15 protein-coding genes are annotated in these 20350 nt (G+C 60.4%); 5 read left to right on the top strand and 10 right to left on the bottom strand.

Features of this window, described 5'->3' with window-relative positions; all coding sequences use genetic code 11:
• Positions 1–107: 107 nt before the first annotated feature.
• Positions 108–1910, top strand: coding sequence for an acyl-CoA dehydrogenase (locus N6L25_RS02775; protein WP_271977603.1), 1803 nt, complete (start codon positions 108–110; stop codon positions 1908–1910).
• Positions 1910–2689 (top strand): crotonase/enoyl-CoA hydratase family protein, encoded by a 780-nt coding sequence (locus N6L25_RS02770; RefSeq protein ID WP_271977601.1) that lies wholly within the window; start codon positions 1910–1912, stop codon positions 2687–2689. Before N6L25_RS02775 ends, N6L25_RS02770 begins: the two co-directional genes overlap by 1 nt.
• A gap of 36 nt (positions 2690–2725) precedes the next feature.
• Here N6L25_RS02770 and N6L25_RS02765 read toward each other — a convergent pair whose 3' ends face one another.
• The 6 genes from N6L25_RS02765 to N6L25_RS02740 all read right to left on the bottom strand — a co-directional run bounded on the left by N6L25_RS02765 (position 2726) and on the right by N6L25_RS02740 (position 10682).
• Complete coding sequence (locus tag N6L25_RS02765) at positions 2726–4123, bottom strand: hypothetical protein (protein ID WP_271977599.1); 1398 nt, start codon at positions 4121–4123, stop codon at positions 2726–2728.
• On the bottom strand, positions 4120–4761 hold the full coding sequence (locus N6L25_RS02760; protein WP_271977597.1) for a 3-oxoacid CoA-transferase subunit B: 642 nt from the start codon (positions 4759–4761) through the stop codon (positions 4120–4122). Before N6L25_RS02760 ends, N6L25_RS02765 begins: the two co-directional genes overlap by 4 nt.
• Positions 4748–5428, bottom strand: coding sequence for a 3-oxoacid CoA-transferase subunit A (locus N6L25_RS02755; RefSeq protein WP_271977595.1), 681 nt, complete (start codon positions 5426–5428; stop codon positions 4748–4750). The genes N6L25_RS02760 and N6L25_RS02755 overlap by 14 nt, the downstream gene beginning before the upstream one ends.
• 16 nt (positions 5429–5444) lie before the next feature.
• Positions 5445–7409, bottom strand: a complete 1965-nt coding sequence (locus N6L25_RS02750; RefSeq protein ID WP_271977592.1) for a TRAP transporter permease — start codon at positions 7407–7409, stop codon at positions 5445–5447.
• 81 nt (positions 7410–7490) lie between these two features.
• Complete coding sequence (locus N6L25_RS02745; protein WP_271977590.1) at positions 7491–8624, bottom strand: TAXI family TRAP transporter solute-binding subunit; 1134 nt, start codon at positions 8622–8624, stop codon at positions 7491–7493.
• Between the two features lie 495 nt (positions 8625–9119).
• Complete coding sequence (locus tag N6L25_RS02740; protein WP_271977589.1) at positions 9120–10682, bottom strand: long-chain-fatty-acid--CoA ligase; 1563 nt, start codon at positions 10680–10682, stop codon at positions 9120–9122.
• Between the two features lie 399 nt (positions 10683–11081).
• Between N6L25_RS02740 and N6L25_RS02735 the strand changes: the two genes are divergently transcribed.
• Entirely contained in the window at positions 11082–11633 is a 552-nt protein-coding gene (locus N6L25_RS02735) for a cytochrome P460 family protein (protein ID WP_271977587.1), read from the top strand.
• Between the two features lie 27 nt (positions 11634–11660).
• On the opposite strand, the gene N6L25_RS02730 is transcribed toward N6L25_RS02735, so the two are convergent.
• The 4 genes from N6L25_RS02730 to N6L25_RS02715 form a co-directional block, all read right to left on the bottom strand.
• Positions 11661–13463, bottom strand: a complete 1803-nt coding sequence (locus N6L25_RS02730; protein ID WP_271977585.1) for an ABCB family ABC transporter ATP-binding protein/permease — start codon at positions 13461–13463, stop codon at positions 11661–11663.
• 272 nt (positions 13464–13735) lie between these two features.
• The gene (locus tag N6L25_RS02725; RefSeq protein ID WP_271977583.1) at positions 13736–14263 is read right to left on the bottom strand and encodes a PqiC family protein; all 528 of its coding nucleotides are present in this window, start codon (positions 14261–14263) and stop codon (positions 13736–13738) included.
• Positions 14260–15879: an intermembrane transport protein PqiB gene (gene pqiB, locus N6L25_RS02720; protein WP_271977581.1), complete on the bottom strand. Its 1620-nt coding sequence runs from the start codon at positions 15877–15879 to the stop codon at positions 14260–14262. Before pqiB ends, N6L25_RS02725 begins: the two co-directional genes overlap by 4 nt.
• Positions 15876–17165, bottom strand: a complete 1290-nt coding sequence (locus N6L25_RS02715) for a paraquat-inducible protein A (protein ID WP_271977579.1) — start codon at positions 17163–17165, stop codon at positions 15876–15878. Before N6L25_RS02715 ends, pqiB begins: the two co-directional genes overlap by 4 nt.
• 530 nt (positions 17166–17695) lie before the next feature.
• Between N6L25_RS02715 and N6L25_RS02710 the strand changes: the two genes are divergently transcribed.
• Together N6L25_RS02710 and N6L25_RS02705 are read left to right on the top strand one after the other, a co-directional pair.
• Entirely contained in the window at positions 17696–18973 is a 1278-nt protein-coding gene (locus N6L25_RS02710; RefSeq protein WP_271977577.1) for a serine hydrolase domain-containing protein, read from the top strand.
• Positions 18974–19164: 191 nt separating this feature from the next.
• Entirely contained in the window at positions 19165–20136 is a 972-nt protein-coding gene (locus N6L25_RS02705; RefSeq protein ID WP_271977574.1) for an esterase/lipase family protein, read from the top strand.
• Positions 20137–20350 lie beyond the last annotated feature (214 nt).

Below are 20350 nucleotides of genomic sequence, written 5' to 3'. Positions count from 1 at the left end.
CCATGGTGCCCATGACATGGCGATATTCACCATGATTATGTCAGAAATGCCGATTTCCCGGCAGTGCCGGAGTGTGAGAGGCTAAGGGCAACAACAAGGAGCCCCCCATGACCGATACCCTGATCGACCGTCGCGATCTCGCCTTCCAGCTTTACGACGTGCTGGACACCGAAGCGCTGGTTAAGCGCGACCGCTTCCAGGAACACAGCAAGGACACCTTCGATGCAGTAATCGAAATCGCCGACAAGATGGCGCGGGCAACTTTCGCCAACCACAACAGCGCGGCCGACAAGGACGAGCCCCGCTTCGTTGATGGCGAGGTCACAATGCTGTCGGAGGTGAAGCAGGCTTTTGACGCTTACGCCCAGGCCGGCTTTATCGCCGGCCGCCACGACCATGAGCTCGGCGGCATGCAGCTGCCGGAGTCGGTCATGGCCGCCTGCAACGGCTTGTTCACAGCCGCCAATCCCAGTACCGCCGGTTACCCCTTCCTGACCACCGCCGCGGCCAACCTGATTCGGGCATTTGGCAGTGAGCAGCAACGCAGCACCTACCTGCCCCACATGCTGTCCGGCCGGTTCAGCGGCACCATGGCGCTGACCGAGCCTCACGCTGGCTCCAGTCTGGCGGATATTCGTACCTCGGCAACGCCCACCGATGCAGGTCATTACCTGATCAAGGGGGCGAAAATTTTCATCTCCGGTGGTGAGCAGTCGATCACCGAGAACATCGTGCACATGGTACTGGCCAAGATCAAAGGCGCGCCGGCGGGGGTCAAGGGCATCTCCCTGTTCATTGTGCCGAAGTTTCGTGTGGCGGACGACGGCGCTCCGGGCGAGCGCAATGGGGTCAGTCTTGCCGGTCTGATTCACAAACTGGGCTACCGGGGCACCACCTCCACCGCCCTCAGTTTCGGTGACGATGCCCCCTGTTACGGCTATCTGGTGGGAGAGCCGCACCAGGGCCTCAAATACATGTTCCAGATGATGAACGAAGCCCGGGTTGGCGTCGGTCTGGGCGCGGCAGTGATCGGCTATCGCGGCTACATGCACAGCCTGGAATACGCCAGGGACCGCTTGCAGGGGCGCAAACCGTCTGAGAAAAACCCGGAGAGCCCACAGGTAGCGATCATCGAGCACGCCGATGTCCGCCGCATGCTGCTGGCCCAGAAGGCTTACAGTGAGGGCGGCCTGGCCCTGTGCCTGTATGGCGCCCGGCTGATGGACGACCAGCACAGCCACCCGGACCCGCGAAAGCGTGAGGAAGCCGGCAAGTTGCTGGACCTGCTCACCCCGGTGATCAAGGCCTGGCCGTCCGAGTATGGTCCCAAGGCCAATGATCTGGCGATTCAGGTCTACGGCGGTGCCGGCTACACTCGGGAGCACCCGGTGGAACAGTGTTGGCGAGATAACCGCCTCAACCCCATCCATGAAGGCACCAACGGCATCCAGGCGCTGGATTTGCTGGGTCGTAAACTGTGGCAGGATCAAAGCCACGGCCTGCAGCTGCTGTTGCAGGAAATGCAGGTGGATCTTGAGGCGGCCACCAGCGAACGCTGTCAGCCCTGGGCACTGTCCCTGAGCGAAACCCTGCAACAGGCGGTCAAAGTGACCCAGAGCCTGGGTAAGACCCTGATGACCGGCAACCCAGACCCGGCGCTGGCCAACGCCGCCTGTTATCTGCACCTGTTCGGCAACATCATTGTTGCCTGGATGTGGCTGCGCCAGGCCAATGCCGCCACCCGCAGGCTGGCCACCGCCAGCAGTGATGACGAGCGTGACTTCTGCAACGGCAAACTGCAGGCCGCCCAGTACTTCTTCCACTGGGAGCTGCCCACGGTGGCCCAGGACCTGGTGCTGTTGCGCAACCAGGACGATACTTGTCTGAACATGCACGCGGAGTGGTTCTAATGTCTCTCGTTACAGTGGAAAAGCAGGGTCACATCCTGCTGATCGGTCTCAACCGCCCGGACAAGATGAACGCCATGAACCGGGCCATGTACCACGACATCGCCCGCGCCTATTACCAGCTCCAGCACGATCCGGAGTTGAGGGTGGGTCTGCTGCACGCCGCAGGCGACCACTTCACCAGTGGCCTGCAGCTGGACGACTGGGCGGGCGTGTTTGCCAACGGCGCCGGCATCGAGCCCGGCGACGGCGAACTGGACCCGTTCCACATCGTCGGTGAAGGGCTGAGCAAACCGGTGGTATTCGCCGCCCAGGGCATCTGCTACACCTGCGGCGTCGAGATGATGCTCAACACCGATATCCGGGTGGCCGCCAAGGGCACCCGCTTCGCCCAGCTGGAAGTCAAACGCGGCATCTTCGCCTGCGGCGGCGCCACCATCCGGCTGCCCCGGGAGATCGGCTGGGGCAATGCCCAGCGCTATCTGCTGACCGGCGATGAGTGGACTGCGGAACAGGCCTATCAATGGGGCCTGATTCAGGAACTGGTAGAACCAGGCCAGCAGTTCCAGGTTGCCCTGGCGATTGCCGAAAAGATTGCCAATGCCGCGCCGCTGGGTGTCAGCGGCAGCCTCAGTTCTTCCAAGCTCGCCGTCAGCGAGGGCCAGGAGCAGGCCAAGCAGCGCCTGTTCCCCGACCTGCAACCGGTGATGGCCAGTGAAGATGTGAAGGAAGGAATCCAGTCGTTTCTGGAGCGGCGGGAGGCGAAGTTCAAGGGCCATTGATTTCTGGGCCAAACCAACGCCTGGGCGGCCTGCTCATTACGGCAGCGTCAGCACCATACACAGCAGGCTGCTCAGGGTCAGCGCAATCAGGGAATAACGCAGACTCCACTCGTAGGCGGCGCGTTGGGCGCTGTAGCCGGTGCACCGCTCCAGCAAGAGGGCATTGGCTGAGTACGGCGTTCCGGCGATGGTGATTCCCCAGCCGGTCACCATGCCCAGGCCAAGCCCCAGCAATCCGTACTCGGGCCAGATCGGCCCGAGGATGCTGCCGGAGAGGGTCCCGGATATGATTGGGTTGATGCCGACCGCACCGCCCACAAAGAACAGCCAGGGCACCGCAATGGCGACCAGCGGATAGGCCCAGGCCTGCAGGCTGAAATCCATGCCCAGCCAGGTCAGGGCGAAGGTACCGATGATCCCGCCCAGGAAGGACGCACCGCCCATGATCACCAGCTCATTGTTCATTGCCGCCAGCGACGGCAGTGCCAGCACCCCCTCCACCTTCCACTGATGGAGCAGGCCCAGGATCACCACCGCCAGACAGCTCAATGTCACGGCAAGGGAATAGACCAGGCCAACCCAGGTGCTCAGGGCAAAAGCTCCCAAACAGATCAGCGCAATAATGGCCACGAAGCGCAACCAGGGCAACAGCGCGGACTCCTCGTCCTCACCCGGCGGTGGCGTGACAGGCTGGGGTGGTTCCTGCTCTCGCGCCAGTGCCCCAGCCAGCAGGTAGAGCGTGGCCACCGGTAGCCCAACGGCAATTAGCTTCCAGCTCGACAGCCCCGGTAGGAAAGTCACCGTCATCACAATGGAGATGGACAGCGGCGAGGTCATGGGCGACCCGCCAAACCCTCTGACCACCGCACGGGCGGCATTGCGGGCAAGCGCGGAGTCACCACGTTCCTTGACCTGGAGCCCGATCATGGTGGCCACCACCCCCACCGACGCAAAATTCAGCGGAATGGCCAGCAAGGTGGTGCCAAAGGTCATGCTCATGTATCGGACCGTGGAGCGGCCACCAAACAGGCTACGGGAAATGACCTTCAAATCCCGGGTCTGTCCCAACACCGCCGAGAGTAACATCACGGTGATGATCAGGGCACTGATGCGGGCCATGTTGCCCGCCGCTGGCGCCAGGGCCGTCGGTTCGAACACCGCCGATGAAAGCGCAAGCAGGACGATCAACACCAGGATGGCTTTGCCGACCCGACGCAGGTTCCCCCACCCCAGCACAATGGCCAGACAGGCAAAGACCGACGCCCACACCGTGTTGCCCGGCACAAAGTTGGCAATGCCGGCGAACAACGCCAGGTAGGCCAGGATCGATCGGGGCTTGCTGAGGCTGTCCGGGTTCAGCGTTGCCTTGCTGGGTGCCGACGTCGCTGGCACCTTGCGCTCTACGTCAGGGTCCGCCGCGGCTTGAACACTCATACCGGCGGCAGCAACCGTGCACCGGTGACGGCCTGGACTTCGTCAAAACGGTTGTCACCGAACAGCTCCACCACCTGCAGTCCCTTGGGGGTGACGTCGATAACCGCCAGATCGGTGAAGATACGGCTGACCACGCCGGCTCCGGTCAGCGGATAGCTGCAGGCCTCGAGTATCTTCGGCTGATCGTCCCGGGTGTTATGACGCATCATCACAAACAGCCGGCGCGCGCCCACCGCCAGATCCATGGCGCCGCCCACGGCGGGGGGAAACTGGTCATTGTCAGTTGCCCAGTTGGCCAGGTCGCCGCGCTCGGACACCTGAAAAGCGCCCAGTACGGCAATGTCGAGATGGCCACCACGCATCATGGCGAACGATTCGGCGTTATCGAAGTAGCAGCCGCCGGGCAACAGCGTGACATGCTGCTTGCCGGCGTTGATCAGGTTGGGGTTTTCCTGGCCAGTCGCCGGCGCAGGCCCCACGCCAAGGATGCCGTTTTCACTGTGGTAGATGACCTGCTGATCGCCGGACACGTAGTTGGCAACCTTGGTGGGCAGGCCTATGCCCAGGTTGACGTAGGAGCCATCGGGTATATCGGCGGCGACCCGCTGCGCCATTTGTTCAGGGTTAAGCCGCAACATGCTGACGCTCCTGTGCCACCACACGATTGACGAAAATGCCCGGGGTCACCACCTGCTCGGCGTTCAGTTCACCTAACGCCCGCACGGTATCGACCTCGGCAATGGTGACTTGGGCCGCCATCGCCATCATGGGATTGAAGTTTCTGCCGGCGGTGTCGTAAATCAGGTTGCCCCAGGGATCGGCCTGAGCCGCCCGCACCAAGGCGTAATCCGCATGCAGCGGCATCTCCAGGACGTAGCCCTTGCCGTCAATCACCCGGGTCTCCTTGCCCTCGGCGAGCCGGGTTCCATAGCCGGTGGGGGTCAGGAAACCGCCGATGCCGGCCCCGGCAATGCGGATACGCTCGCTGAGGGTGCCCTGAGGCACCAACTCCAGTTCCACCGACTGCTCCTGGTAGCGTTTCTCGAACCACACTGAACCGGCCGAGCGGGGAAAGGAGCACACGATCTTGCGAACCAGGCCGTCCCGGAGCAGGGACGCAATGCCTTCCTCCGCGACGCCGGCGTTGTTGGAAATGATGGTGAGGTCGCCAGCGCCATGCTGCCGCAGCGCCTCAATCAGCCGCAGCGGAATACCGGAGCTGCCAAAGCCCCCGATCATCACCCGTGCGCCATTCGGAATGTCGGCAACCGCTTCCCGGCAGGACGCCATTCGTTTATCAATCATGGTCAAGTTCCTTCGTTCACGCCCTATGGTCAGAGGCCGGCACTGCCAGCGCGGGCGAGTTCAACAAACGCTTACCCAGGTACATCAACGCAATGACCAGCAGGCCAACCGCGTCCGACACCGCATCCGGATAGATCATCAAGCCGCCGGCAATCAGCGCCAGCACCCGCAACGGCAGTGCGATGCTGCCAATCCGGTACAAATAGCCCTCCATGGCCGAGGCAATCAGCCAGATGGCGGTAATGGCGGTCACCGTCGACAACAGGATATTGGAGAGTTCACCCTGCAAGATCAGCGACGGATTCAACACGAACAGGAACGGCAGGATGAACAGGATACCCCCCAGCCGCATGGCGTACAGCCCGGTGCGAGTGGCATTGGCACCGGCAACCCCTGCCGCAGTGATAGCCGCCAGCGACACCGGTGGCGTGATATAGGACAGCATGCCCCAGTACAGTATGAACAGGTGGCTGGCCAGAGGATTCAGCCCGGCATTCACCAGCGCCGGCGCGAGCAGAATGGACAGGAAGATGTAGCAGGCGCTGACCGTCATCCCCATGCCCAGAATGAAGCTGGTGACCGCGCCCGCCGCCAGCATCAGCGGAACACTGCCGTCCGCATACAACAGCAGTTCGCGGGAAAAGGCCCCCGCCACCCCGGTATAGGACAGACCGCCAACCACCAGGCCAATGCCTGCCAGAATGGCCACCAGATTGGCCACGTTGGTGGTCAGATCCGTGATGAAGGCCTTCGCCCGGGTCAGATTGAGCCGATAGTCACGCTTGAACAGCGCCACCCCCAACAACACCAGCGAGGCATAGTAAGGCGCGTAGGCTTCCAGTCGCATCACCAACAGCATGTAGATCAGCATCAGCAGCGAAAACAGGTACGGCCAGCCTTCTTTCAGGGTCTCCCTGAGGGACGGAATCTCCGACTCCGGCAGGCCCTTGAGGCCACGACGGGCGGCGTAATTATCCACCTGGAACAGCAGCGCCAGGTAGAACAGCAGTGCCGGCAGGAAGGCGGCGATCATGATCTCCGCATAGGCGACCCCGAGGAAAGACGCCATGATGAAGGCCACCGCCCCCATCACCGGCGGCATCAGCGTACCCCCAGTGGAGGCGCAGGCCTCCACCGCCCCGGCATAGTGGGCGGGATAACCGGTTTTCTTCATGGTGGGGATGGTGATGGGCCCGGTGGTGAGGATATTGGAAATCACGCTGCCCGACAGGCTGCCCAGGATACCGCTGGACATCACCGACACCTTGGCTGGGCCGCCACGGCTGCGCCCCATCAGGGCAGTGGCGAACTTCATGAAGAAATCGCCGCCGCCGGTGATGGTCAGTGCCGCACCGAACACCACGAATCCGATCACCAGTTGCGCCACCACCTGCATGGGGATGCCGATGATGCTCTCAACGCCGATGACATGGGCCCGGATCAGCTCCGGTAACGCATACTCGTTACCCCACAAGAATCCGGGCATGCTGTCTGCGTACAGCGGGTAGCTGCCAAAGAACAGCGAGACACCCAGCAGTGGCCATCCGCCGCAGCGGCGAACCCCCTCCAGCACCAGCGCCAACAGGATGCCGGAGAACACCGTCGCCTCCGTTGGGGCCTCGAACTCCCAGCCCATATTGATCATGGTCAGACCGTGGTACCCCAGATAACCGCAGGCGACCAGCGCCAGCGCGGCCAGCCCCCAGTCGTACCAGGCGATCCGCTGGCGGGCGCCGGACCAGGCCGGGAAACACAGAAATGCCGCCGCCAGAAACAGCCCGATCAGGTAGTACAGATAGGAATTACCCAGCGGCTCGAAGCCCAGCAGCTTAAGGTTAAAGGTCTGATTGACGGCCATCAGCAGGCCGAGTGCGCCAAGCGTCAGCACGACCCAGTAGCCACTGCCGCTGAGTCGCCCCTTCCCTGAGCCTTCGCGGTTTGTTGTCTGAGACGGGGCATCAGCGCCCGATTGGGAAGTCATGATTCGCATCACTCCGGATTTGGCTGAGCGGCGACGGTGGCGTGGCGCCCCGCCGCCTGGCTCGGTGTTGGCAATCGCCGGTTAGAGGGAATTCAGTGCCTGTTGGCGATGGTGTTCCCAGATTCGGGCGAACTCGTCATCACTCTTGCCTTCGCTTGCCGTCACCGCTTGCGGCCAGGCCTGCAGCAAGGCGTTCAGACGTTCCGTGCGTTGGTCGTTCCAGGCCTGCAGATCCTCGGTCCAAATACCCTTTTCTTCCAGGTAACGGATGGCGCCATCATGAAACGGCACGTCGATGGAGGGCACCCCCGAGAGGTTGATGTTCCAGCGCGGCATAACCGCGGTCGCATCCTTGTACATGGGATAGGTTTCATCCAGGGCCTTGAGCATGCTGTAAACTTCGTCGGCACTGGCATCGGCGCGCACCGCCAACACCGGGTAGCGGTAGGCCACGATGTTGACCGGATCGGCCTCACTGATACCCGCGCCGACGGTTTCCTCATAGGGGGCCAGGAAGGGGGCAACCTTGTTGAGCTTGTCCCAGGCTTCGGTGTCGTTGGGATCCATCTCCAGCCAGCGGATGCCGCGGGGGGACTCGGCCAGCTCGTAGACGTGGCTCGGCGTGGTGGTGGTACAGGACGCATCGGCTTCGTTGCGGGCCAGGGAACTCATGGCACTGGCGTAGGTGGGAAACATCACCGCCTCCAGGTCGTCGCGGGTCAGACCGGCAAACGCCAGGAAGGCATCGCACTTGACGTTGATGGAGGGGTTTCCGGCCACGTAGGCAAAGCGACGCCCCTTAAGATCCGCCATTGTCTTGATGTTGGCGTCCGCCGCCGTGAAGATGCCAATTGACGACGGCCGGCCGGCAATGGCCCGCAGGTCCTGCGGCCCCCAGCGACGGGTGGAAAAATCATGGACGCCTTCGGCGGCAAAGAACGTTTCTGTGGCCAGAAAGCCAACGTCGGCCCGGCCGCTGAGCAGCGGTTGCAATCGGCCGATGGCAGACCCGGATGGTTGAATGCGAATCCGGGTGCCATACTTCTTGCCGAAGGCATCCGCGATCGCCGACGCCTCCGCGTAGCCCGCGGAGCCCACGTCGTAGGAGGACCAGGTCATGGTACTCGGTAGTTCGGTCTCGGCGGCGCTGACCGGGGCACTGATGCCCAGCGCGAGGGCGGCGGAGCAAAGCGTCGCGGTCAGGGGTTGGCGCAATTTCTTTGAACTCTTCGTTGTATTCTTCGTTGTATTCGTCGTTGAACGATTCTTTAAGCTAAAGGGCATGGAACTCTCCCGATCTTGTTGTTGTAGCCAAACGGTCCGATTCATTCAGAACGGTCTCTGAACAGTTCTTTTAATGTTGATCAAGCAGCAATCTGGCAATGAGTTACATAGGCAGCTTTATCAAGCTACCCTTGCCTATAGAGCATGGTCAACAACAATCAAATTCGAAAACAAACCATTATTTTATCGCCGCCATACCGATTTTATATCGCTTGAAATGGCGAACAATTAAAGCCATAACAATTTGTTTTAATTTACTTTTTAAATACAAAACCTAAGGATTGATATTTATTATTGATCAATAAGACAAAAGGGGAATAGACATAACAAAAAAGGGATTTCAGATAACAGATAAAACCCCAACAGCAATACAAACAACGCAAATAAAATAACGCCGTAGATTAGAAAAATCTGGCGAAACCACACCTACAGCAGGATCATTTTCCGGACCTCGGATTTCAAGAGCTTGTTGATCGTTGAAACCGGCAACGGTTGCGTTACAAAGGTCACGCCGGTCGGACATTTGTAGTGGGCGATGCGTTCGCGGCAGTAGCTGATGATATCGCGCTCAGTCGCGAGGCCGGGCTCCGTCAACCGGACCACCGCATGAACCGATTCACCCCATTTGTCGTGGGGCACGCCGATGACCGCGCACTCCTGGATATCCGGGTGACGGGAAAGCAGGTTCTCGATCTCGATGGGATAGACGTTCTCACCGCCGCTGACGATCATGTCCTTGATTCTGCCGGCGAGGAACAGGTAGCCGTCGGCGTCCAGATAACCGCTGTCGCCGGTGTAGTACCAGCCATCCTGCAACACCGCCTCGGTGAGTTCGGGGGCACGCCAGTAACCCTTCATGATACTTGCCCCCTTCACGGCAATCTCGCCAACCTCACCCGTCGGCAAGGTCCGCCGGCAAGCATCCACGATCCGCACATGGTTGTGGGTGATGCTGCGTCCCACCGACTCCAACCGGGCGAGTCGGCTGACTTCCAGCGAATGATCGTCGCCATCCAGCACGGTCACCACCGGCGAGGCTTCGGTCATGCCGTAAGACTGGGCAAACGATACCCCGGGGAGAAACGATAATGCCCGTTCCAGCAGCGCCACCGGCATCGGCGCGGCGCCGTAGGTAATCAAGCGCAGGCTGGAGAAGTCCAGCTCACTGAACTTGGGGTGATCGAGGATCATTTGCAGCATGGTCGGCACAATCTGCATAGTGTTGATGCGATAACGCTCCACCGCATGCATCAGCTCCATCACGTCAAAGCGGGACAGAATCACCGAGTGAGTGCCGGTCATCGCGGCCATATAAACCCGCGATCCCGCCGCGGTATGGAACATGGGGTTGGCCAGCAGATGGGTTTCCCGCTCGACCATGCAATACCGGGGAATCCCGCCGAGCGCATTGCTGAACAGGTTGATATGGCTGAGCATCACACCCTTGGAACGCCCGGTGGTCCCACCGGTGTAGAAGATCACCAGGGTATCGTCATCACCGCTGGCGACTGGCTCCCGGTCCACCGCCCCCGCCAACAACCGGTCGTAACCAGTCATACCCTCCGGCCCCATCTCTGTGCCGGCATACACCAACGTCTCTAGCCAGGGACAGGCCTCAGCGATGGCCGCCGCTTGCCCCAGGTGGTGCTGATCCACCACCAACACAGTCGGCTCGGCATCTTCGAGGCAGGCCACCATCTCACCAACGGCAAGGCGAAAGTTAACGGGAACGAAAATGGCGCCCGCCATCGGGGAGGCAAAAAACAACTCAAAACACCAGTGCGAGTTAAAGCCCAGGTAGGCCACCCGATCACCCGCGGACACCCCAAGCCCGACCAGGGCCGAGGCCATGCGCCGACAGCGGTCATGGGTTGCCCGCCAACTGAAGGTCTCGCCGTCATAACTCACGGCGGGGCTATCCGGCCAGGTTTCCGCAGCCCGTTGCAGCAAACAGGCCATGGAAATCGCTGGTGTTGTTTTCGTTGACATCGCTGCGTTCACCCTTGGTTCTCAGCCTCCTGGGCGCACTCATCGTCCGATTGGGTTTGGACAGTGGTTAGAGCGCACCCACCAAAGGCTTCAAACTACCACCGGCTAGAAATACCAACAATGACACAGTTTCGATATGAGCCATACGCTAAAGGCATAGCTTGAGATGGACCTGCGGTTTCCGCAGCGTCGCTCCTGCGTTATTGATCCTCCAGGCTTGCTCCACTGCAACGGCGAATGACCGGTATAGCAATGGAATACCCTGGCCAGAGCGAAGCCATTGTTGAGACCTATTGCCTCAATCGCGTACTACACTGTCAACTCGCGCCGATAAAACAACGGACGCCAGAAACAACCGGAGCAAGCAGTTCAACAACATCCAAAAAGAGGAACCGGACCATGACCACAACCAAGGCAATCGCTGTGTCGGCTGCGCTGGCCCTCAGCGCAACGCCAGTATTGGCGGACGATTTGGCAACCACCACCTTCCGGGACTACGTGGATGCCGAGGGCAACATCTCGCTTCCATCGAATGCCCGGAACAGCTGGGTCCACCTGGGTTCCTGGGTGGTGAATGACGCTGACGCGCCGGGAGCCGGCTTCCATGACGTTTACACCCAGCCTGAGGCGGCCCGAGCCTACCGGGAAACCGGCGAGTTCGCCGATGGCACCGTGCTGATCAAGGAGATCCGCAGCATTGAGTCCGGCACCAAAACCACCGGACCGGCACTGTGGGCGGGCGAGCCACAGATCTGGTTCGTGATGGTGAAGGACAACCAGAACCGCTTCGACGGGCCGCACTGGGGCAAAGGCTGGGGCTGGGGACTCTATAAGGCCGATAACCCGGCGGTGAACGTCTCCGAGAGTTTTGAAGCCACCTGCATGGGCTGCCACGTTCCGGCCCAGGATACCGGCTGGGTCTTCGTCGAGGGTTATCCGACCCTGAAATGAACCGGAATCCGGCCAGGTGCCGCTGAGCTACACCGCCGGCGCGGGTCTGCCCAAGCCTTCCTGCTGTTGCACCGACCACAGGTGGGCATAGAGCCCGCCCCACGCCAGCAGCTCACCATGAGTGCCCTGCTCTGCAACCTGACCGCTGTCGAGCACGATGATCCGGTCCGCATCCATGATGGTTGACAGGCGATGGGCGATCACCAGGGTGGTCTGTTGGTGGGAGATGTCACGCATCGCCTGCAGGATGATTTTCTCCGAGCGGCTGTCCAGGGAGGAGGTGGCCTCGTCGAACACCATGATCGGAGGGTGCTTAAGCAACGCCCGTGCGATCGACACCCGCTGTTTCTCCCCCCCGGAGAGCTTCAGGCCGCGCTCACCCACCAGGGTGTGCTCCTTGTCCGGCAGTTCAGCGATAAAATCCGCCAGGTAGGCCAGGCGAATGGCCTGCCAGACCTCGTCATCGCGGGCGTCGAGTCGTCCGTAACGGACATTCTCGAAGATGCTGGTGTTGAACAGCACCGTGTCCTGTGGCACCACACCGATCTGGCGTCGTAATGAGTTTTGACTGACATCGCGAATCGGTTGACCGTCGATGCTGATCTCGCCTCCGGTGACGTCGTAGAAGCGAAACAGCAACTTGAATAACGTCGACTTGCCCGCCCCACTGCTGCCGACTATGGCCACTTTTTGCTTCGCCGGTACGGTAAAGCTCACACCGCGAATGATTTCACGGCTGTCGTTGTAGCCAAAACGCACGTCCCGAAACGCGATCTCACCCGCCGTCACCGCCAGCCCGGCGGCGTCTGCGTTGTCGGCCACCTTCGGCCTCACCGCCATCAGCGCGAACATATTCTCGATATTGGTCATCGCCCCTTTCATTTCCCGGTATACAAAACCGAGAAAGTTCAGCGGCATAAACACCTGCATCATGAAGGCATTGATCAACACGAAATCGCCGATGGTCATCCTGCCGTTGGTCACCTGTACCGCCGCCAGCACCATGGCCGCCGTCATGGCAGCGGCAATAATGAGGGATTGGCCACCATTGAGCGCAAACAGCGACAGCCGATTCTTGCGCCTGGCCTGCTCCCAACTGGCCAGGTTCTGGTCGTAGTTGTCCGCCTCGAAGCCCTCATTGGTAAAATACTTCACCGTCTCGTAATTGAGCAGGCTATCGATGGCTCGGGTGCTGCTGGCGGACTCCGCCTGGTTGGCCTCGCGAATGAACACCAACCGCCATTCGGTGGCCAACACCGAGAAGCCCACATAGGCCGCCACCGACACCGCCACTATCAGCGCGAACCAGACATCGTAGTTCCACAGCAACAGGCCGATGACCATACCAACCTCCAGCAGCGTGGGCAGGATGTTGAACACCATGAACCGCAGCAGGAAGCTGATGCCGTTGGTACCCCGCTCGATGTCCCGGGACAACCCGCCGGTGCGGCGGTTAAGGTGAAAATCCAGGTCCAGTGCATGCAAATGCCGGAACACCGTCAGCCCCACCCGCCGCATAGCCCGCTCGGTCACCCGGCCGAACAGGGTATCCCGCAGTTCCCCGAACAGCACGTTGGAAAACCGCACCACGCCGTAGGCCAGCAACAGTCCCAGCGGCAGGGTCAGCAGCTCACTGGCGCCCTGGGCATCCAGGTCATCGACGATGTACTTGAGAATAAACGGCAACCCGACGCTGGCCAGCTTCGCCAGTACCAGACAGGCCACCGCCAGAGCAATGCGTGCGCGAAATTCCAGCAGGTAGGGAAACAGCGTTTTCAGCACCGACCAGTTGATGGGCTTGGGGGTGATATCGCTGGTCATGGTGCGCATGGAGCAAACCTTGTCTGGGGGAGTCAGAGTGAGCTTAGCAGCTCCAGCTGTTCTGGCCGAAGGGGGTGGGCGCTTCGAAGCGCCACGTTACCATTGCGCAGCCCCCCTTCGATCAATTTATCGACAGCCACGCGAGGCTCGATCAATTAAAAGCCACCAACCCCGAAGCCTTGCCCCACAAGGCTTCCCCTGGGTTCTCCGAAGGTTGCACACAAAGTTACCCACAGTTTCTGTGGACAAGAGAGCGGGGTGAGCAGGGCGAGCGCGTCGCCCTACTGCAGCGCTGAGGCAATCTGCCTCGCCACGTCCCGCCACCCCAGATCGAGGGATTCCACCAATGCCGCATAACCGTCCGTGGCTATGGGTTCGTGCCAGTCGATGGTTCCCTGCCTGGGGGGGCCATCCGCGGCCTGGAACTGCCAGGCGCCACGAATCACCGCCCGATCACCCTGCGCGTCCCGGACGCCATGAAACTGGCTGAGCCGGACCAGGAGCTGTCCTTTCTCTGTCCCTGCCTGCTCACCGAGGTGGGCATGAAGCCCGCGCTGCAGTTGCTGCGCCAAGGATTCCGCCCAGCGATGCTGGCGGGCACTATGCAGTTCGCTCTTGCTCAGCTGCAGCACGAGGCCGCCCTGCTCAAGATAGCCCGCCAGACGGACCTGAACTGCCATGGCACCGTGCCCCGACATGGCAGCACTGGGCAGCAGGTAACCCGGTGGTGGCGGGGACGGCGCGGAGGCGCAGGCGGCCAGCAGAATCGCCAGCGAGCACACCACGAATAGGTGCTTCAAGTTCATCATCGAGTTGCCCTGGGTTGTGGGTCCGGCGTGGGGCGGCCTTGAAAGATCAAGGCATTAGGTCGCTCATTCAGCGTGTCGATCACCGGCGCGGCGTCGTCCAGCAGGCGATTGAGCTTGCCCAGGGCCGTTTGCACCTGCTGATAGGCATCGCCCTCGCCATCCGCGCGCCAGCCTTGTAATGCCTCCTGTAGCGCATTCATGGTGTTCACCGCCTCCTGGGGCAGTTGTACGATAGCAGGATTGCTGAGTATCCTTTCCAGCCGCTCGCTGGCGCTGGCCATGCGATCCAGGCTATTGTTCAGCCGATCGGCCATGGCCTCGAAGGGCAGCTGGTTCCAGGTCCTTAGCAACTGGCTCACCTGCTCTTCAATCTTCTGGATACCGTCATGATCAACACTGGGAAACACCGGCACCGACCGGTAGCTGACCGCCGATACCGCGCCATCGTCATTGCCATGAAAGGCCAGGTCCACAAACAGCGCCCCGGTCAACAAGTTGGCTGGTTGCAGGCTGGCTCTCAGGCCACCGTTGATCATTTCCGTCACTTCCTGTTCCCACTGGACCATGGCGACCTCGGTTTTCTGGGCAATTCGCTCCGGCTCCAGGCGAATCAACACCGGCACCGGGTCCTGTCGCATGGATTTCGGTCCCTCAAAGCCGAAGCCCCATGCCACTCGCTCTACGGTCCCAACCCGCACGCCGCGATATTCCACCGGAGCCCCGGCCCTTAGCCCGCGAACACTGCCGTCGATCAACAAAACGTAGTCCAAGGTCAGCGAATAAATGGCCCGGCGCGCTGCTTCCTGATCCTTGTAGAGCACGAACTCGTCACCATCCTGGACCGGCTCGCCAACGCTGATGTTCGGATCGGGCACCGCGAAGGCAACCCCGCCACCCAACACGGTTTCCAGCGAACCCAACTTGGCTTCAAAGCCCTGGGCGCCGAGCTTGAAGCTGACACCGCTCACTTCCCAAAAACGACTGCCTCGGGTCACCAGGACATCGTAAGGCTTTTCAATGAACAGGCGATGGCGAAACACCTTTTTCCCGGGATCAAACTCCGTCGCCACCACCCGGCCGACCCGCAGGCTGCGGAAATTGACCGGATCGCCGGTATCGACGGCGCTACCGGCCTCGCTCACCAGTTGCAGGAACAGACCGTCGCCAGTCTCCTCCGGCGGCGAGGAATCGTTGACGGTATAGCTCGCCGCCGACACTCCAGACTCCCCCGGCACCAATTGAATGTAGGCCCCGGACAGCACGGTATTCAATCCGCTGATCCCCTCCCGCCCAACCCGGGGTTTGACCACCCAGAACTGGGTGTCGGTCTGCAACATGCGACCGGTACCCGCCTGCATCTGCACCGTCAGCAGGGTATGGCTGAGATCCTCCGACAACGACACCTGCTTGACCACCCCCACCTGAACGTTGCGGGTTCTCACCGCGGTTTTGCCGGCGCTGATCCCCTCCGCATCCGCCAGTTTCAGGGTGATCACCGGCCCCTGGCTGGTCACATGGCTGTACACCAACCAGGCGCCAATCAGCGCGGCCAACAACGGGATGACCCAGACCGCCGACAGCCTGGGCCGATGGCCGCTGTCCGCTGACTCGCTCACTTCAGCTCCTCCATCCGCTGGCCGACGTGGGCCAGCCTTTGCTGTTGGTCCCAGATCAGGCGCGGATCAAACTGATGCGCCGCCAGCATGGTGAAAATCACCACCCCCGAGAAGGCCAGGCCACCAAACCCGGGTGTGATGGTCAGGATGTTGCCTAGCTGGAACAGGCCCACGATGATCGCCACCACGAACACGTCGATCATCGACCAGCGCCCGACCCACTCGGTGATCCGGTACAGTTTCATCTGGCCCGCCATATCCAGAACCCGGCGCCGACGGGTAGCCAGGCAAAGCCAACCGATGGCGAGAATCTTGCCGAAGGGAATCAAGACGCTGGCCGCAAAAATGATCAGGGCAATGGGCCAGTCGCCATGGTCGACAAACAACAGCACCCCCCCAATGATGGTGGCCGGGTCGGATTGCCCGAGGCTGGAGGTGACCATGATTGGATACAGGTGTGCGGGAAAACAGCACAGCAGCGCCGTCACCAACAGCGCCCAGACCCGTTGCAGGGAAAAAGGATGGCGATCGTGCAACGCACTGTTACAACGCTGGCAATGATGGTGCCCAAGCGGTTGCAGCTGACCACACCAGGCACATCCGATCAGCCGTTGTTTCAGGGCGGTCAGTCCCGGTCGGGACCTTGCGGGTTGCCGGAGGGTCCCCAGCAGACGCTGCCACAGGGCGATGGTATTCATGCGTGTCACGGTGACCAACAGCAGCAGCGCGTAGCCGGCAAAGGTCCAGAATGCCGACAACAACTGGATGTGCGCCATCCCGATGATTTTGATCAAGCTGACCAGGGCGGCGATGGCGAACACATCGGCCATCATCCACGGCTGCAATCTGGGTAGCCAGCGGGCCAGGAACAACGCGCCCGGCAGGCGCCAAGCCTGCATCAGGCTCAGATGAATCCAGCAAACCGCTATCAGGTACAGCGCAGGAATCACCACGATGGTGGCAAGGACAATCGCCGACAGCAGCGGATGCTGGTGCAGCGCCAACTCATTGGCGGCCCCGGCAACGGTCACGGTGCGTTCGACGCCGCTCTTCTCGAACCCGAGGTAAGGAAACGCCAGCGACAGCAGCAATAAAATCAACGCGGTAAATGCCAGCGCCGGCGTGGCCTGATCGCTGCGTGCCGGGCGCAGCAGCGGGTGATGGCAACGCGGGCAGGCATGCCACTGGTCATCCTGATCACATACCACGGCAGACACCAGGTCGCACTCGGAGCAGGCGAGCAGCAGATGAGGTTGGTCATTGGGCTCGGGCGTTAAAACTGACACGTGGACATCCCACCCTGAATGCAAGGCGTCGCGATGCCTATTAGCTTAGTGCAAATTCACCGTTCTTCAGCTTTCGAAATCGGCGAATGGCAAGGCTGCTGCCGAGGGCGGCATTATCTCCAACCTTGGGGACTTTCTCCCAGTGCATAAATCATCAGCCAATGCGCGGCCCGATTTGTTTGTCTGCATGGCCACTATAGGTTACTTCCTCCATGTACCGCCTAGGTTAGACTTGAAGACAGCTCAGAACATATAAGGCCTTAATTCACCAACCGGAAGACCAATTAAAACAACAACCAACTAAAAACATATAAAAATAAATCAAAACAAAGAACAACAAGGAAAAATAAAACCTCAGCTCACAAAATAACAAACAAATAGAAAAAGCGAGGAACAACACCGTGTTTAACTTGGCATCTAAACTAATCGCGCCCATTTTACTTTTGAGCGCCAATGTAGGCATTGCGACCGCTCTGCCGTCAGAAATTCCCGATCACATACCCAATTGTCAGCTACCAAAGAACGAGGAGTTGTTTGCGCCAGTCGCTGCCGAAACCCTGGGCTTCAATGCAGAAAAACTGGATGAGGCCATTGCCTTTGGCAACGAGCTCGGTAGTACCGCGATCCGGGTCTACCGCTATGGCTGTCTTGCCGGAAGGAACCAATGGGACGCACCGGCCTATGCGGTCCCGCATCCCCTGGCCAGCACCTCAAAAGGGATTTTGGCGCTGGCAGTTGGGCGCGCGGTCACACTGGGCCATTTTGGCCTCGACGACCCAATTTCCTTGCATCTCCCACAAGCGGGCGCCGAGCACGGCGTGATCACCATCCGCCAACTGCTCAATCAGGTTTCCGGCCTGCGGGTGTCGATCGTCGATGAAGCGGCGGTGATCCTGAACGATCCGGTGCAGTACACCCTGCAGCAACCGTTCTGGTACGAGCCTGGCAGCGAGTTTATGTATGGACAGAGCGCCCTGGCGGTATTGTCACGAATTATCGAGGCAACCACTGGGCAGGATTTCCAGGACTTTACCCAACAGCAGCTGTTCGCACCACTCGATATTCCCCGTGACCACTGGGTCGGGCTGCGTACCCATAGCGGCGACACCATTGTGTCTGGCGGGCTGGCAGTACGGCCGGTGGACAGCGCACGACTGGGGCACCTGATGCTCTACCTGGGACGCTGGGGGGACCAGCAGTTGATCGATGAGGACTTTATGCGCCAAGCCCTCACTGGCACCGAAGCCAACCCGGGCTATGGTTTCCTGCTCTGGCTGAACGAGGGCGATACTCACAAGGCCTCCAATATCGGTCGTCCAGTACCGGTGGATCACCCCATTTTTCCGGGCACCCCGCGTGATGCCTATGGCGCGCTTGGCGCGGGTGGACAAATGATTGTGGTCGTGCCCAGCCGTCACCTGGTGATCGTACGCAATGGCCTGCCGGGCGGTGGCTTGTCCACGGTGGAGGGCGTCGACTACAAGGAGTTCGTACGCCTGGTAACCGCATCAGTAGCGGATATGCCTCAGAACACCGACCCAGGCCCTTACACCTACCCTGAGGGACCATCGCAGTTTGACATCACCAAGTTCGACCTGGACGTGGCCAACTGGCACCTGTTTGAGATGACCTTTGGGATTGGTTCGGACAGCGTCGAAGGCTGTTCAATATTCTGGTGCAACGGCCAAAGTGCCTGGGACGGATTTATGGAACTGGGCTTCGACGTTGCCCAACAGGCCTACAACGCCATGAAGGCGACGACTTGGGATCTGTTCTGGGGCAAAGACTTTGCCGACATCAATGACTGATTTGAACGAGACAGTGCATGACCGGTTCCCAGAAGCAGCAACCCCAGGGAAGGCTCTTGCCAAGGGCTAGGACCATTGGCGACAAACCGCGCCTGGCAGCTACAGCCGTCAGAGCGCGCAGAGACGATACGGAGTTATTCAGAGGCTCCCTAGACAAAACAACAAAAAGTGAGCACAGGAGAACAACTATAATGACTTCATTCACAACCAGCATTCTGCCCCGGGCCTTCGCGGCAACGTGCTTGATCGCGTGTAGCTTTGTGCAAACCAGTAGCGCCCAGGACAACGAAACCAGCGGTCCCTCCTTTAAGACCTGGCCCGCAGCGGTGTTGTACTCCCTGGCAGAACCTTACGCCAACACACCGGGTGCCAATGATTGGAGCTGCCAGCCCAGCGCACAGCGTCCACGCCCGGTGGTCTTGGTCCACGGCACGCTCGCCAATCGCTACAATAACTGGCATTACATCGCGCCGCGCCTGGCAGACGCCGGTTACTGTGTGTATGCACTCAATTACGGCCAAGACCCAGAGGCCACCCTGAACTACCCCGGCGTCATGGGCCTGGCGGATATGCGTGATGGCGCCAAGGAGCTGTCCGACTTCGTCGATCAGATCCTGGCGGCCACCAACGCGACTCAGGTGGATATGGTGGGCCACTCTCAGGGCGGCTTGATGCCTCGCCATTACTTGAAGTTCGAAGGCGGTGCCAATCCGGAGAACCCCAGTTTAAACAAGGTACATAGTCTGATTACCTTCGGCGCTCCCCACCATGGCTCCACCGCCAGCGGTCTCGGTTATTTCTTGCGTGCCTTCGAAGACCTGACCGGCTTTTTTGCCGAAAACTCACCGGCCCAGGAGCAGCAATTGCACGGATCGGAGTTTGTCGAAACACTCAATGCCGATGGCGAGACCGTCCCCGGCGTGCACTACGTCTCCATCTCCAGCTTGTACGATTACGTCATTACCCCCAGAGAAACCACCTTCCTGACGGCCGGACTCGGTGCCACGGTGGAAAACGTCACCCTGCAAGAGGGCTGCTATCTTGACTTCAGCACCCACGTTACCATGAGCACCAGCCCACGAGTCACAGGACTGATTCTGGAAGCGTTGGATGACGAAGGAAACTACCAAGCTCCTTGCGTGTTTCATTCCGGAAATTTGTAGGTCACTATGGCCCCGCAGGCGCAGTAGGTGCTGGCTAGGTCCCGCTAATGTGGCCGAGTTGGGGCCGACACGCTGCAATACAGAACTGATACGGACTCTGGCTCGACCCGACTGGGATAGAGCCGGAGTCCCGCCCTCGATCCGCTTCGTTGCTCGTGGTTGACTCTGAACAAGGCGAGAACTACCGCGTAAAACTGACCACCACCCCCCAGTA

The organism is Marinobacter sp. SS21 (assembly GCF_028369065.1).
GTDB lineage: Bacteria > Pseudomonadota > Gammaproteobacteria > Pseudomonadales > Oleiphilaceae > Marinobacter.
This window is presented reverse-complemented; position numbering and strand designations above follow the sequence as displayed.